The organism is Thalassobacterium sedimentorum (assembly GCF_031127905.1).
In the GTDB taxonomy this organism is placed as follows: Bacteria; Verrucomicrobiota; Verrucomicrobiia; order Opitutales; family Coraliomargaritaceae; genus Thalassobacterium; species Thalassobacterium sedimentorum.
In genome coordinates this window covers 1-14738 of record NZ_JARXIC010000055.1, presented here as the reverse complement: position 1 = coordinate 14738, position 14738 = coordinate 1, and the positions used below count along the sequence as shown (strand labels likewise).

Annotated in this window: 17 protein-coding genes and 2 pseudogenes; 12 read left to right on the top strand and 7 right to left on the bottom strand. The window is 48.0% G+C overall.

Annotated elements, in window-relative coordinates; genetic code table 11:
• Positions 1 to 231: 231 nt before the first annotated feature.
• Positions 232 to 1464: an SIR2 family protein gene (locus QEH59_RS17520; protein WP_308986682.1), complete on the top strand. Its 1233-nt coding sequence runs from the start codon at positions 232 to 234 to the stop codon at positions 1462 to 1464.
• A 165-nt stretch (positions 1465 to 1629) separates the two neighbouring features.
• Here QEH59_RS17520 and QEH59_RS17515 read toward each other — a convergent pair whose 3' ends face one another.
• The 3 genes from QEH59_RS17515 to QEH59_RS17505 are packed head-to-tail and all read right to left on the bottom strand — an operon-like array spanning position 1630 to position 2637.
• Complete coding sequence (locus QEH59_RS17515) at positions 1630 to 1875, bottom strand: hypothetical protein (RefSeq protein ID WP_308986681.1); 246 nt, start codon at positions 1873 to 1875, stop codon at positions 1630 to 1632.
• A 23-nt stretch (positions 1876 to 1898) separates the two neighbouring features.
• Positions 1899 to 2276 carry a phage holin family protein gene (locus QEH59_RS17510; RefSeq protein WP_308986680.1) on the bottom strand — a complete coding sequence of 126 codons (378 nt, stop codon included), beginning with the start codon at positions 2274 to 2276 and terminating at the stop codon, positions 1899 to 1901.
• A 7-nt stretch (positions 2277 to 2283) separates the two neighbouring features.
• The gene (locus QEH59_RS17505) at positions 2284 to 2637 is read right to left on the bottom strand and encodes an ElaB/YgaM/YqjD family protein (RefSeq protein WP_308947882.1); all 354 of its coding nucleotides are present in this window, start codon (positions 2635 to 2637) and stop codon (positions 2284 to 2286) included.
• A 486-nt stretch (positions 2638 to 3123) separates the two neighbouring features.
• On the opposite strand from QEH59_RS17505, the gene QEH59_RS17500 reads away from it, so the two are divergent.
• The 5 genes from QEH59_RS17500 to QEH59_RS17480 are packed head-to-tail and all read left to right on the top strand — an operon-like array spanning position 3124 to position 5798.
• Positions 3124 to 3483: a hypothetical protein gene (locus QEH59_RS17500; RefSeq protein ID WP_308986679.1), complete on the top strand. Its 360-nt coding sequence runs from the start codon at positions 3124 to 3126 to the stop codon at positions 3481 to 3483.
• Positions 3484 to 3488: 5 nt separating this feature from the next.
• Complete coding sequence (locus QEH59_RS17495) at positions 3489 to 4007, top strand: helix-turn-helix domain-containing protein (RefSeq protein ID WP_308986678.1); 519 nt, start codon at positions 3489 to 3491, stop codon at positions 4005 to 4007.
• Positions 4004 to 4459 carry a hypothetical protein gene (locus QEH59_RS17490; RefSeq protein ID WP_308986677.1) on the top strand — a complete coding sequence of 152 codons (456 nt, stop codon included), beginning with the start codon at positions 4004 to 4006 and terminating at the stop codon, positions 4457 to 4459. The genes QEH59_RS17495 and QEH59_RS17490 overlap by 4 nt, the downstream gene beginning before the upstream one ends.
• Positions 4425 to 4850, top strand: coding sequence for an ATP-binding protein (locus QEH59_RS17485; protein ID WP_308986676.1), 426 nt, complete (start codon positions 4425 to 4427; stop codon positions 4848 to 4850). The genes QEH59_RS17490 and QEH59_RS17485 overlap by 35 nt, the downstream gene beginning before the upstream one ends.
• Before the next feature lie 24 nt (positions 4851 to 4874).
• Positions 4875 to 5798 carry an Abi family protein gene (locus QEH59_RS17480; protein ID WP_308986675.1) on the top strand — a complete coding sequence of 308 codons (924 nt, stop codon included), beginning with the start codon at positions 4875 to 4877 and terminating at the stop codon, positions 5796 to 5798.
• Between the two features lie 22 nt (positions 5799 to 5820).
• Here the strand turns inward: QEH59_RS17480 and QEH59_RS17475 are convergent, their stop codons facing one another.
• The gene (locus tag QEH59_RS17475) at positions 5821 to 6183 is read right to left on the bottom strand and encodes a transposase (protein WP_308986674.1); all 363 of its coding nucleotides are present in this window, start codon (positions 6181 to 6183) and stop codon (positions 5821 to 5823) included.
• Positions 6184 to 6621: 438 nt separating this feature from the next.
• On the opposite strand from QEH59_RS17475, the gene QEH59_RS17470 reads away from it, so the two are divergent.
• A complete protein-coding gene (locus tag QEH59_RS17470) occupies positions 6622 to 7305 on the top strand; it encodes a hypothetical protein (RefSeq protein WP_308986673.1) in 684 nt (227 codons plus the stop codon).
• A 272-nt stretch (positions 7306 to 7577) separates the two neighbouring features.
• Complete coding sequence (locus QEH59_RS17465; protein WP_308986672.1) at positions 7578 to 9245, top strand: RNA-directed DNA polymerase; 1668 nt, start codon at positions 7578 to 7580, stop codon at positions 9243 to 9245.
• A 306-nt stretch (positions 9246 to 9551) separates the two neighbouring features.
• On the opposite strand, the gene QEH59_RS19080 is transcribed toward QEH59_RS17465, so the two are convergent.
• Complete coding sequence (locus tag QEH59_RS19080; RefSeq protein WP_425609263.1) at positions 9552 to 9707, bottom strand: MerR family transcriptional regulator; 156 nt, start codon at positions 9705 to 9707, stop codon at positions 9552 to 9554.
• Positions 9708 to 10428: 721 nt separating this feature from the next.
• Between QEH59_RS19080 and QEH59_RS17455 the strand changes: the two genes are divergently transcribed.
• Positions 10429 to 10731 (top strand): hypothetical protein, encoded by a 303-nt coding sequence (locus tag QEH59_RS17455; RefSeq protein WP_308986670.1) that lies wholly within the window; start codon positions 10429 to 10431, stop codon positions 10729 to 10731.
• A 300-nt stretch (positions 10732 to 11031) separates the two neighbouring features.
• Here QEH59_RS17455 and QEH59_RS17450 read toward each other — a convergent pair whose 3' ends face one another.
• Positions 11032 to 11529 carry a hypothetical protein gene (locus tag QEH59_RS17450; RefSeq protein ID WP_308986669.1) on the bottom strand — a complete coding sequence of 166 codons (498 nt, stop codon included), beginning with the start codon at positions 11527 to 11529 and terminating at the stop codon, positions 11032 to 11034.
• A gap of 349 nt (positions 11530 to 11878) precedes the next feature.
• Between QEH59_RS17450 and QEH59_RS19145 the strand changes: the two genes are divergently transcribed.
• A complete protein-coding gene (locus QEH59_RS19145; protein ID WP_486679438.1) occupies positions 11879 to 12316 on the top strand; it encodes a helicase associated domain-containing protein in 438 nt (145 codons plus the stop codon).
• A 154-nt stretch (positions 12317 to 12470) separates the two neighbouring features.
• Positions 12471 to 13594, top strand: a pseudogene (locus QEH59_RS17440) (Fic family protein).
• Between the two features lie 244 nt (positions 13595 to 13838).
• Here QEH59_RS17440 and QEH59_RS17435 read toward each other — a convergent pair.
• A pseudogene (locus QEH59_RS17435) lies at positions 13839 to 14093 on the bottom strand (Fic family protein); the annotation flags it as partial.
• 76 nt (positions 14094 to 14169) lie between these two features.
• Here QEH59_RS17435 and QEH59_RS17430 point away from each other — a divergent pair.
• Positions 14170 to 14376 (top strand): hypothetical protein, encoded by a 207-nt coding sequence (locus QEH59_RS17430; protein WP_308986665.1) that lies wholly within the window; start codon positions 14170 to 14172, stop codon positions 14374 to 14376.
• Positions 14377 to 14738 lie beyond the last annotated feature (362 nt).

Here is a 14738-nt window from a genome sequence, read left to right as displayed (position 1 = left end):
ACTTATTAGATCCTTTTCATTCAAAGTACAGATATTGTTGCTGGCTTATCATATTTTTAATATGCAATGGCATTGTGACAAGTCGCGCCCCTACCGATGACAAAGTGAACGAAGTGGACCATCAAAATAAATTGCCCAATTCGAAAATCGGTAGCATCCTTACCTGCGACTCGGCTATCATGTTTTTTAATCGACTCTCCGGTCCCCACAGACTGTTCCACTATAACAGAAATGAATACCACCCCACAGCAATTACGCCCCATGTTTCTCTTCGGCTCTTACACGAGCCCGATGCCAAAGGTGGAGAATATTACGTCAGAAATTTTGAATGGTGATTACCACTTTCACGGAGACAACAGAATATACACTCAACCCAATCCGAGCAAAACGAAATATGATGAACGTGATTCAGGTGTAATTAGCTTAACACTGGATACTCTCAAAAATCATATTAAAGACCTAAAAGTCAGTGAAGACGTCAACTATGAAGAGATTGCCTACATAGTCTCAAAACTAAAAAAACAAAGCGGAACCAATAGAGATCCGACTCTGCAAGCGTTTAGAGACGTTCTTTTTACAGAACTGAAAACAAAGTTCTCGAAAAAATTCGAACTCACGTTATTCGGGCGAGATACATCGACGACCCCTTCAAAAATCACATTAGACAATGTCATCTCATCCACGTGGACATGGATTATGTGGATAGTTTTTGAACAACTAATTGACCGAAATAAACAGCACAGTCCTAAAGCACTTAGAGATTTTTTTGATGTCATGTTAGACAGCAGCAAAATCCCCACAATTTGCACTCTTAACCATGACACCAAAACTGAACAAGCACTAGGATCTTACCCTTACGTCGACGGTTTCTCATCATTCACAAGTGGAACGGCTAAATTTCACCCCTCTCTGCTTAAAAGCAGAGAGGGGCAAATTCCTCTCCTAAAACTGCATGGATCAATCAATTGGTTCTACAAAGATGGAGAATACATCAAACTAGCAAACCCAGATGACTACGATGAGACCAATTGCGTTTTCGAACCTCTTTTTCTCGCGGGCTCACTCAACAAACTAGAAGATTATTCCTACTTAATGTTCCCGTGGATTTGGACAGAATTTCAAAATCAATTACTTCAGACGAAACGCATAATCTGCAGTGGCTATGGCTTTATGGATCTCGGCGTCACAAGTCGCTTGAGAGAATGGCTATCACTTATTGATGGAGCCAAACTGCTCATCATAGACCCGGATCCAGAAAAACTGGTCCGAAGCTGTCAACGACATGATATCAACAATATTGGGAGCTTCTTTGGCGAGCGAGAATCACAAACGAAATACACGATTTGTGTAGATTCCACAAAGATTCAGGATACCAGCCACTCGATTATTTTTCTTAAATGCGGATTCGAAGACGCCAGCAAACACGCCAAAGCACTTCGAACGTTTGTCTACGGAACGACTTAATCTGAACTCTTCCTTGGCTTGCTTCCATCTGAAGCACACCCACCATCCCAAGCCACATTCCACCGAAATCTTCGCGGGTAGAATACATTAAGCCAGCAGGCGTCACCCCCGACCGTATCGCGAAGAATTCTGGAATTTTCGCGATGCGGATAAACTGCCCACAAATCATGATTCACTCCGACGCGAGGAAAATGCACGCGCAGCACCAATCGCAGTCGAAGCCAGCCCTGCAAGTTTAAACAACCCCGACCTACCTCGATTTGCCAAGCCACGCTGGATCAGCCCGAAAGTGATAGGACGTATCGCAGGCGCGAGTTGCTTCACCGCGAATGCATACACACTCACACGCGCAACCTTCTTAGCCAATGGCACGAAGTAGCTGAGTCCAACCACCAGTTGCGTACGCTCCACATCCGAGCGCAATTTGAGCTCATTTATTCGCCTGATTTCACGACGGTTCCCAAACATGCCAAATCCTTTCTAAGTTCCTCGCGCGTGTGCTCAAATGGAGCCGCCCCTCTGCGTAAAGCATACAGAAGCAGTGCCACACACACAGCTGCCAGGAAGGCGTTCAGTAGCATCCAAGCGCAGGCCACATGCACGCGATACTCAACAGGGGTGAGCAAGATTAGAAAGATGCCTGCAAAGGTCACCCCCAACAAAGCAAAACCAGCCGAAAGCATCACTGCAGCAAGCAGACAAGCTGCGCGGCGCTTCTCAATGACAGTCTCTAAGGAGAACATTTCCAGGCGAGACTCAACGATCCCGCCCAGCGCCCGCAACGCGGACTCAGCTGCATTCAATGCATCCATTCAGCGCTTATTTATGACGACTCGTTAAACGGTCGATCACGATACCCGCAACAACTGCAATCCCGATCGACTTCCATGGATTCTTACGAATGCAAGACTCCACCTCATCCGTCTTCTCAACTGCGACTTCCTTAACCTTTTCGCCCTCCGCTTTAAGCTTTTCCATGGTTTCCGCGAGTTGCTGACGCAAGTCCTCGGCCTTGTCCGAAAGGAACTCCTTAGACTCATCGCTCGCAGACTCCGTCAGCGATTTAGCATCCGCGACCAAGAGCTTCAGGTCGGCGACCAACTTATCGCGATCCGACTGTAGATCATTCGCTTGGCTGGTAGTCGATTTGGTACTTGTTGATTTCTGTGGCATAATCGTTCCTTGGTTTGATTTTTAATTTTCAGTGAACCCCTAACACAACAGCCCCCGTGCCAACCACAACATGCAGAACGTAAGACACTGACAAAAAGCCAGTTAAAAACCACACACGAAAAGCGCCACACAGCCCACAATGCAAAGCGCATGCCGACAAACAGCAGCGAGTATGCAGAATGCAAGGCACAGCCTAAGCAAACAGAGCAAGCAGCGACGCCGTAAGAGTGCCAAGTGCGCACCCACTATTCACCGAACAGCAATAACGATTACAAAATACAGCGATGCTTGACCTCAAGTAAACACTTGTTCAGTATTTAATTTCAACAATACGACAAAGAGGAAGCTAGGTGAAAGAACGGCAACAACCTACCATTTGAAATGGCGAGATGAAGCAGAGACAAAATTGTATACTACAGGACAGCTTGACATTAGGTATTAATTAATACCTTCTAAGCATGCTTATGAAACAAAATCTTTTCGGTCATGGCACTTCAACCCATCCCCAAAGCATGGCTGCGACAAGTTTCCGCAGTGCTCCGCACCGGGACTTCGCGAGAAATTCAGCGCACGGGGGATTTTTCACAAAGACTACAACACGACTTCCCAAGTTTATTTGATAGCCGTGTGATCACTGCATTCCTTCGCTTTCTAGAGAGCTCGAATCCACATGGCTGCCCTGTCACTATGGATTATCCTACGGGTGAAACCTGGGAGTTCTGGTTCACCTTGGACGGAAAGCGCACCTACGGTAAAATACTAGTAAGAACTGACAAAAAGCGCATCTTACTACTATCTGCGCACTTGCCCGAAAAACCGCGGCTCCGCTGCGAAGAACACAACTAAACGTCATGAAAATTGAAAACCGCACATTTGATGTCTCCATCCCGACCGCTGACGGTGAACGCATTGCCGAACTCATCACCATTGAGATCCCAATGGAATGGGACGAAGAAGTCCACGAATGGTTGATGACCGATGCAGGTTTGCAAAAAGTTGAAGAAACCAAAGCACGCCACATGGGCTTGATGCAACCCGCTGAAATTCGCGCTCTGCGTGAACGGTTGAAATTAACCCAGAAAGAGATCAGCGAGGCGCTTCAGATTGGAGAAAAGACATGGAGCCCATGGGAGAATGGTCGCAATCGCCCCAGCCGTAGCATCAATCTACTGCTGCGCGCATTGGACGATGGCAAAATCACGATCGACTACTTAAAAACAGTCGCGAGACCACCAGCGGCCTGGATACAGGATGCGCACTACATGTCATTTGAAAATGATCCAATCTTCACAGCGAGACCCGCACAGCCGATTTGCGACACGCAATCGGAAGCGGACTCCGAAGAACTTCTAGAGGCATTTGCAGCATGAAATCACCACTTGAACTAGAGCGTTATTTTGTAAGCGACCAAGCGGTTACGGCTCGCAATGTGTTTTCCTCGGAAAAGGAAATCGAAACACTGATTGAGGAGTATTCTGTCAGAAATGAAGCCATTCGACTGCCTGCAGTTGAGGATCAACCCGAGAAGTGGCAAGTCACGGTGCACATCAAGCATCAACCCTCTCCAGATACGAATTTCCCCTATGATTTTCGCCTCACGATCGTTGGGATTTTCCGCTGCACGACAGAAAAGTCAGAGCCTTCCCACATCGAACGATTAATGAAGATCAACGGCTCTTCGATCCTCTACGGCATGGCACGTGAGATCATTCGCGCCAACACTGAACGTGGCCCATGGAGTGGCATCGTCATCCCAACCTACTCCTTCTACGAGCCAAAGCCTAACAATGAAACTCCGCCTAAAGAATCAGCGACGGTTTGATTTAGGAAATCAACGGACAATGCCCGAGCTCCGCAACTGTCTGATCGCCAATATCTGCTTCAAAGCCGGCTATATCGATTCCTGGGGCCGCGGCATCGAAAAGATCATCAACGCCTGCACCCAATACGGCTGCGACACCCCCATCTTCGAAAGCAATCCCGCTAGTATCCAAGTCACCCTACTGCCCAAATTCAAGATGCCCCCGCAAGTAAGCCAGCAGGAACCCCCTCAAGTAGGCGCCAGTCAACAGACGCATGAGGTCAGGGGGTCGAATCCCTCCACCCACGGCAGAATGCCTATTGACAATGAAACGCTTCTATCGGAAATTATTAACAACAAACCCGCCAAGCCTCTCAACGATGCGCAACTTGGTGGGTATTTTTTTGCCTGAATCACAGGCTTGGGAAACACTGCGATGAGCACCTACTCAAAACCAGCAATTAACCTATCGGCGCAGGTAGCAAAACTCAAATCCCGCGGGTTGGAGATTCAAGATGACGCTGCCGCAGAAAACTGCCTTTTAAACGTAGGTTATTACCGTTTCAGCGGCTACAGCTATCCATTCAAGGATGGACCCACCCGTGAACGATTTAAACCAAACACGGGCTTTGATCAGATATTGCGGGTCTATGAATTTGACCGACATCTGCGCCTACTCGTCGCAGATGCCATCGAGCGGATCGAAGTTGGTATTCGCTCCAGAATTGTAAATGAAACGAGCTTACTCTGGGGCCCGCATGGTTATCTAGATTCGAGCAATTTCCACCGAAGGTTCAACCACGCTGGCTTTATCCAGAAAGCCGAGAATGGTGTGACAGTACGCCGGAATTTACCTACCGGCACCCCAAGACTCCCCCGGGACCACGCAGAAACATTTATTGATCACTACTACATAAAATACGGAGATCCCTACTTGCCTCCGATCTGGATGACTATGGAAGTGCTGACCCTCGGCACTTTGTCAAAATTCTACATGGGGATTGGTGATGCCAACCTGAAGGCAAAGATTGCCGGTGAGTTCAACGTAACCGCTAAAGTGTTCGCAAATTGGCTACACTCCCTCTCACATATTCGCAATATTTGTGCGCACCATGGCAGACTCTGGAATCGGGCATTTTCCATCACACCACTCATTCCGGCGCATCTGAACGGTGTCATTCAGAATGCCAACCGATTCGAAGGCCATGCAGTCGTCTTGGTGACACTCCTCAACATCATGAATCATGGCAACCATTGGCGTAATCGCCTAAAAAGTCTTCTCTCCGATTTCCCAGAAATGGACCCTCGTGCCATGGGCTTCACAAATAACTGCCTGGAGCTGCCCGTTTGGAATACATGAGGACGCATTTTACGAATAACGATCACACAATGAGCAATGATGAACATGCGCAGTTCCTTGCGCACCATTTCCGGTGTTTTGCAGCGTAGCATTTCCATGCCCATTCGACTAAACGATCCATCGGCCCCAGCACCTTTCCCTTTCGGTAATCCAGCTTGCGTGCCTGATGCACCCGCATGACTGCATCCACCCCCTTTATCCATAAGGCTGCCAGATTCCCGTAGGAGCTGAACCCACGGTCCGTCAAAACGACATCGCCAAGGCGGAAGTGTTCAATGAAGTTAACCATGATTCGGCTTTCATGACGTTTGAGCTCAGTTTCAACCATTTGAGCAAAGCTCCACTGGCTAAACAAAAGCAAGCCACCACTTTCATGACAAGGCATGCCGGGCGAGAGAACTTGATGCAAGAATCCAAAGAAACTCACGCTTCGGGAGTATACTCGGGTTCGGCTATGCGGCCCGCGAGCATTGGACGAGAGCTTATCAAGCGGGATTAAATCTTCGAAAATTAATGATCATTCGGAAAGCGTTGACTAACGTAGTTTGAGCAGCTTTTCTCGATACTGCGTAAAGGCCGTCTTAGGTGGTTTGCCACATGAAATATGGTTAAATCCGGAAAAGAAGCGTTCTAGTTTTTACATACAAAAACGCCACCTACCAACGGCCTTTACGTAAGCTTTCATTCGATTATTTTGCTTTGTTTCCACCCCTTAAGTTAGTCCCATTCTGACATGCCCCTTTTCCACGTTCAGCCCGAGGCGATTAATATAAGTAACAGACAATCAATGACTAGTCATCAATTTCCCATGAAAGTATAGAGTATGGATCCTAATGAAAACAATCAACCCAGTGCATCGCACCCTACAAACTGGCTATTAGGCTTAGACAAAGTCACGGCGCCTACATTTGAATACCTCGGTTTTAAGTTAAGAGATACAGTTAAGTCATATCTAAAAAGTAAAACACGTGAGAGAATCGCAACCAGGCGGTTAGAAAAAAACGCCTTAATTAGGCACAATGAATTACTTTATTACTCTGCGGATCAATTTGCGTCATCTTTTACCGAAATCGAAGAGGCTATAGTTGCTAAGGCTATCAAACAGATCGAGAGGCCGCTTCGAAATACTATAGTGAGAAATGAAATGCAGTTCGATCGAGTCATCGAAATTATGACCCACGCTTTGAGAAATGAAGATATATCCTATGAAACGGATACTGAAGATCTCGTTCATCAAATAACTAGAAGTATATTTGATTCATTAATAGCAATTAGTGTTATTCAGCATCATTTTCACTACTGCCAACTGCCTCACGTTTTATATAGGCAGAATCCATTAATAGAAGATGATGAGATTGATGAAATTATGTCATCGGAGGAAACCATTGAAAGGCTATCCGAGGAGCTGGAGAATGAAGTGGATGATGAGGAGGGCTCATCATTCGTTGATCATTTAGTCGCACTTCTAAGAGACATTTATAATATACCCGAAGAAGATATTGGCTAATGGGGCTGAAAGTGAAGTCATGACATTACCTTAGTTGTTTAAGATACAGGCTACATTGAATACTAGATTATATACATAACCCCGTTCGAGCCCCGTTGCTCGTATTACATTTTGAAGACTGAAAAAATGACACTCTCACTGTTGAAATTGTTCCTCCTGAAATCGGCGGACATACTGCTGGTAAAGCTTCAATTCCTGAAAGCTGCAGTTCTGCAAGACCTGCTAACAGGGAAGAAACGCTTGACGGATTCACTGGATGCGGAGGCGGTAAGATGAGTGCTAAGAAGGCAGCAGTGAAGAAGAAGAAGAAGAAGAAGAAGAAGAAGACGGTGAAACAACGCGCGTCCAGAAAGGCCGCACAGGAAACGGTTAAGAAGGCCGTAACGAGACGATTAATTAAGAAGTCCGTGCTGAAGGATGAAAGTCAGGCTGGACGGCAAACCTCAGCGAGGAAGTCGATGCTTCAAATGTCAGCAAGTGAAGCGCGGGAATTTCTGCTGAAAAGTGAAAGCTACTTCAATTTCGATCTCCCTCCCTATTTTGAGTTCGACTCTATTCTGACCAAAGTCAGCAAGTTGATTGATGGGAAAGAGTTGAAGGGGTTTTATAAAAAGGACATGAGCCCTCGTGATTTTGATAATGTCAATCACACCCTATTTCACAACAAAGACGGCAAATTTGGGTGGAGGCCGATGGAGCTTTGTCATCCCGCGATTTACGTTTCATTGGTTCACGCGATTACCAATGAAGCAGCATGGGAAACGATCTGTAAGCGGTTTAAAACATTCGCAGAGAACAAGCACATAATCTGCACCAGCCTGCCAGTTCAATCGAAGAGTGAGCAAAGCGATAAGGCTGAGCAGATCTTACATTGGTGGGAAGACTTAGAGCAGCGTTCAATTGAACTAGCGCTTGAATACGAGCACATGGCGCACACTGATATCGCAGACTGCTACAGCTCGATATACACGCACTCAATTGTTTGGGCGCTTCACACTCAGAAAGAAGCGAAGAAGAAGGCAAACCGATCTAATTCAGCACTGATCGGAAATGTCATCGATGGGCATATTCAAGACATGAACTATGGCCAAACAAACGGCATTCCACAGGGGCCTGTTCTCATGGATTTCATTGCAGAGATTGTCCTTGGTTATGCTGACATATTGATTACAGAAAAAATCAATGTGGCAGAGATCAAAGATTATCAAATACTGCGCTATCGAGACGATTACCGAATCTTTGTAAACAACCCAGCTCAAGGTAGTGAGATTGTTAAAATCATTTCACAAGTATTGATCGGCTTGGGATTAAAACTCAGTTCCTCCAAGACGAAGTTCACCAGTTCGGTCATCCAAGGCTCGGTCAAACGTGACAAGGTTGACTGGATAAAAGCAGAGACATCTAACCGAAATCTTCAGAAACATCTTTTTTTAATACACAACTTCGGTCTGTCACATCCAAACTCTGGCAGTTTGATTCGGGCGATTTCAGTATATCATCGAAGAATTGAAAAGATAAAGGGCCCGTTGAGCAATGCCGTGCCTATGGTTGCAATTCTTGTCGATATTGCTTTCCAGAATCCCAAAACTTATCCTCTGGTTGCTGCAATCCTAAGCAAGCTACTAACTCTACTTGATGATTCGAAGCAGAAGGCAAAGCTATTTGAGAAGATCAGAAAACGTTTCGACCGGGTGCCAAACACTGGACACCTCCAAATCTGGTTGCAGCGGGTTTCTCAATCCTTTGACGATGCGCTCACCTACGAGGAACCACTTTGCAAGTTGGTGTGCGACGAGGACGTTTCAATCTGGAATTCGACTTGGATCAATTCAGCTCAACTCAAAGCAGCCCTCCTTCCAAAGAAGATCATCAACAAGAAAGCCATAAAGCAACTAGTGCCAGTAATCCCTCCAAGTGAAGTTGAGCTTTTTGACTACTAGACAATGTCGGCCTGAAAAGGGGAGGCACAGGCTTCAAAAGGGGCATGTCATCAGGGGCTGTTGCCCAAAGGGCTTCAATGGGGTCAGCCGCACCGTGAACATAGCTTTTGAGTTCCTGATTGTTCATGCCCCCGTATAGAGAGCGGCCCAAAAAGTGCACGGATAGTGAGAATTCCGACGACACGAGAAGCTCGTGCAGTGAATAAACGGCAAAGTCCGTATCGGCAGGGCGGCAGAGCCCACCCCTGCTACACTATGAACCTGCAGTGTATTCAAATTCCCCTGACACTCTTGCCCTACTCCCGCTCAAATCTGCCCGCGAATCTCGCTCAGCGTGTAGCGTTGGCCTTGGAGCTCGCGGACCTTCGCGACTCTCTCGATCATACTGGGGTGATACAGCTGGCAAACAGCATCCGTGAAATCGGCGACCAGTAAGAGACCTTCCTTAGTCCAATAACGAATCGTCTCGTTGCTCTCGCCTGCCTTGCGGGCTAACTGGCCGATGCGAAGCAGACCTGGCTTTTTATCCGTATCCTGCTCGGCAACCTCGCCTGCAGCCGCTTTAAGATAAATCTCTAAGAGCGATCGACTGCCGCTTCGATTACTTTGCGGTAGCCATCCTTTGCACCGCCGAACTGAGCCTTTTCCAAACCACCGATATATTTCAATCGATCGCGTGTTCGGATAATAGCGGACGGATAGCCGTTCTACATCAAAATCAAATTAACATACAAACCATAAAGCGTCACTTTACGGTTTGTCGATACTCCCAAAAAACGACGCCTTCGCTCTGCTCGTAAAGCTACATGTTCATCTTATTCGCAGTGATCACTGCCGTCGTTCATGGCACCCAGCCAGACAAGAGGAGGTCATCGTTCCAAAGCGACAAGACTGGGCGCGAAGCAAACCGGACCCTATTCAATTTCGAACGCAAAAGTCTTATTTAATATTAAACCTTGGGCCTTCTCTAAATTCTAGCAGTGCGGTATCCTCGGTTCTCTGAACCGGGGCGGCGGGAGGATCGCTGAACCGGGGCCGACCTGTAGTGTCGCGGAACAAGAGTGTCCCGCCTCCAGTTCTCTGTATGTCTGAATTCAGAGCTGTGGTCTTTGTCTACAGATGAGTATAAAGCGCTCACTCTTATCTAGCATGGAATCAGGTCTCAATCATTCAAGCTTGGACCTTGGACATTCCCTCCCCCATTCGTCAATTTGAACAGCCAATTGTCCATCTGATTGGGGGTGATGACACCGTCCAGGGTGCCTACAAGCAAGCTGAACTTAAGCACTGCTCATTATCGGTCATCTTTAAACAAGTGCTTCAACTCATCGCAAATACCCGTGTATTTGCGATTGCGGCCGGCGTAATGCTCCAAGACATAAAAAAGAAAGTAATAAAACCGACAGGTGCTCCAGGCAAAGATCAGCAGCAAGCACACGGTTTCCCAGTGCATACTTCTAAGCAGCAAACCTGCACCCGCGAGTAAGGTAAGCAAAGCAAAGAGCAGACCTTTCACGATCAGCAGTTTTCTGCTTTTGATATCCCCCAAAAGGTTCATTACGACGAGTAAAATACACATCGTCTTGAGACCGTTGCAAGCCACGACGCCACACTAAATAGCTCGCTAGTCGAAATCAATTCCTTACGCCCCAAAATTACAAAACTCCCCGCCCTTTTTCGAACTGCATCGATCGCGCCCAGCAAACGAGGGAACACCTCTGGCCAGGCCTGCGCTTTATCCAAAATGACCTACGCCTTACCCGCACAAAAAGACTCCCATTGTTAATTAGAACGGCTCATTATTCTCTTCAGGGTCCTCATCACTGCTAGGATCTGCGCCCCACTCAGAATCTGGCGGATACAACAAACCCGCATCAATGCATCGCTCCAACAGTTTTGTCGAAAACACCGAAATACGCTGGTAACGCTTCTTGCGAAAGGGAGCCACTTCGGCGACATGTAAAATCAGCTGGGCATGCGCTCGAATCAACTGATTTGAATGCTCCAGAAGCGACTTCAGCCAGACAATATTCTTCTTCGAAATATTCGACTGATCCATCAGGTCATGCAAGCGTCCCCAAAGCTCAGATTCCTCACGCTCTGCAGCAGGAATTGAATTACAGGCACGACACAAATGCCGACGATGCCCCTTTCCCGAAAAGGCTTCATTCGACTTTAACTCTCCACAGAAATAACAAAAATGCCCCATATCACCCCCAACTTGATATCCCCCAAAAGGTTCATTACGACGAGTAAAATACACATCGTCTTGAGGCCGTTGCAAGCCACGACGCCACGTTACCGTCAAAGCCGAGGGATCATTCGCTTATTGTGCGATGCGATGGTTCCAGTCGCTCTACCAATCGGCTCAAAGCCTATCTCAAATTCATCCTCCACGCCCTATCCGCAATCGACTCAACCACAAAGACAACCTTCAAACACTCATAGAACGCTCCGCCAGGATCCTACAACAAGTCAGAACCTACCAAGAGGGAAAAACAAGACGCTCGGGCCGAAGAGGCCGAAAGACTCAATGGCGCCCCCATTGCGAAACTACAGAACAACAAGAGGCACAGAAAAACGGCCCCGCTCCCATTTCATCCAAAGGACAAGCCAAACGCCGCTTCAATCGAATGCTCAGAAAGTTCAACAATTTCAAAGAAACGACGGGCGAAACGACTCTCCCGCATGGCTACACCGGAGACATCAACCTGCGCACTTGGGCGAATCAACAGCGAGGTCTCTTCAAATCCGGTCGCCTGGCTCAGTGGAAGGTCGATTTGCTAAAGCCCAGTGGTGTACTAGATCCACCGACAACAGGCATCAGCTACCTTTCGGCAGACGGCCAACACAAAATCTCCGATACATGGTTGGAACGCTACGAAGCGCTAAAGACATTTCACAAAGCCCACGGCCACTCGCGCATCACTCGCAGAGACGAGCAGAATAAGACACTTGCCAACTGGGTATGGCAGCAACGGGCAAAGCGGCGCAAAAGCCAGCTGCTACCGAAGCAAATCGAATTACTAGACGAAATTGAGTTCTGCTGGAATCTACGCTCACGCATCTGAGCATCCGGAAATGATGCTGCCGACGGAGCCGGCGTGGTAAAGGCCTTCGACACGTCTGCAGGGTGCTGAACAAGCTGGCACAGATTTTAATAAGAGCGGCCCTTAATTAAATTTTATGGCATTTTCTTAATTAAGAGCTTAGGTTATATAAATCATGAAGCAATTCGAGGCAGGTCGTTTTCACAAGCAGAGCGGCTACAAGAGTTTTCAACCCACGCATATCACCCGCGAGTAGATAATCGGCGATACCCGGATCTTGGAAGCTTTGAGTCAGGCGGACCGTCATCTTGGGCGCTTGGATATGTTTTCCGAATATGTGCCCAACCTGGAGCTGTTCATCCGCATGCACGTCGCCAAGGAAGCGACTCTCTCAAGTAAAATCGAGAACACGGTCACAGAGATCGAGGAAGCCATTCTGCCGGAAGAAGAAATTAAGGAGGAGCGCCGGAATGACTGGAAGGAGGTGAATAACTATATCGACGCCCTCTGGAACAGTATCCAATCGCTGGAGACTCTGCCCTTTTCGGCACGTTTGCTAAAGGACGCCCATCGAACCTTAATGACAGGTGTGCGCGGCGAACACAAGACTCCCGGCGAATTCCGAACCAGCCAAAACTGGATCGGCGGCAGCAATCCGGGAAACGCCCGTTTTGTGCCACCGACTCACGAGACGGTGCCCGAGTTAATCTCCGACATGGAGCGATTCGCACATAATGATGACCTCCATCTACCGCCGCTTATCAAGATAGGGATCATGCACTACCAATTTGAAACGATCCACCCGTTTCTAGACGGCAATGGGCGGATCGGGCGCTTGATGGTGCCGCTGTATCTGGTCTCGACCGGCATCCTGAAACAACCAGTGCTCTACCTTTCCGACTATTTGGAGCGAAATCGGGGCGAGTATTATGATCGGTTGACCCGAGTCCGCGAAGAAAACGCGATAGACGAATGGTTACATTTCTTCCTCGATGGAATCACCGAAACGGCCCGTAGCGGAGTGGAAACTTTTAATCGCATTCTCAAATTCAAGAACGAATGGGAAACGAAGATTCAAACGTGGAAGCCATACGCAAACACCGGCTCGTTATTATTCAACCGCCTGTTCAAGATGGTCTACACGAACGCAAGCATGGTCGCGGAAGCACCGGAGTTTCCATGCCGACGGCCTATAAGCTGATCGATGAATTCGTGCGTCAAGGACTGCTGAAGGAGATCACCGGCGCACAACGTGGAAAACTCTACGTATTCGAACCGTATTTAGCCCTGTTCAGGTAAGTTCCCCCTTCGTGCTGCTCGTAAAGCGACATGTTCATCTTGTTAGTAGTGATCACGTCGTAATTCATGGTGCCGAGTTAGCAGGGGAACATCGAACATTCAACTTCGAACGCTCAATTTTGAATAACAACGAGGCGAACCATTCTCTGATTCATTCAATATTCAATGTTGGACGTTCGATGTGGTCCGGTTCGTTTCGCGCCCGGTCTTGTCGCTTCGCTCGGAACGACGTTCACCCAGCCGTTCACTTTCCTTCAACGGGCTTCACCTCAGAGCCCACGCACTGCGCTAGAAACTTAGCAAAGGACTCGATATCCCCATCCGCACTGGCGGCTTCAAGAGCAGCTAGATAGTTGGTTCGTTTTTCGACGGGAATGACAGTCCAGGGGTAGCCGCCACTGGCCAGCATCGCGTTCATAAGAAAGCGTCCCATACGGCCGTGGCCGTCCATGTAGAGGTGAATGTAAACGAAGATTAAATGGCCCAGCACATCACGGACAGGAAAGGACATCCGTGCAAATACTCGCTTATTCTGCCGTGCGAAAATTCGCTTATTGTGCAGAAGTGCGATTTTAATGCGCAGAATCGGAACAGAACGGCGGATGAATCACGCCGCTACGAGGCGTAGCCTTCGCCTTCCTTGCTACCAGCAATCGACTAGTTTCTCCGCAAAGAATGATCGTAAAGAAGAAATGGGGCATGACTTGTCAGCGATGATTCGCTTGTCGGATGGTGACGGTCTCAGTGCGATCGCTCCGGCACTCGGCGGGCGTCACAAGTGACGCCCCTACGACAGAATTCACGTCCACTACCTGTCCGCCGTAGCTTTCGCGGCGGAGGAACGGTTCCCACCCAAACCGCCCCGACGCCTTCGCCCTGCTCGTAAAGCTACTGGTCTATTTTGTTAGCGGTACGGACGCCGTCGTTCATGGCACCCAGCCAGACAAGAGGAGAACATTGTTCCGAAACGACAAGACCGGGCGCTAAGCAAACCGGCCCCTATTCAATTTCGAACGCAAAGGTCTTATTTAATATGACACCTTAGGCCTGAATGGCACGGACTTAAGCGGCTTTATCGACCGTTTTCTTCTTCGGTTTTCCTTTGCTTTTTCTGGATTTCGAGACCTTAAATTTTGATCGATGA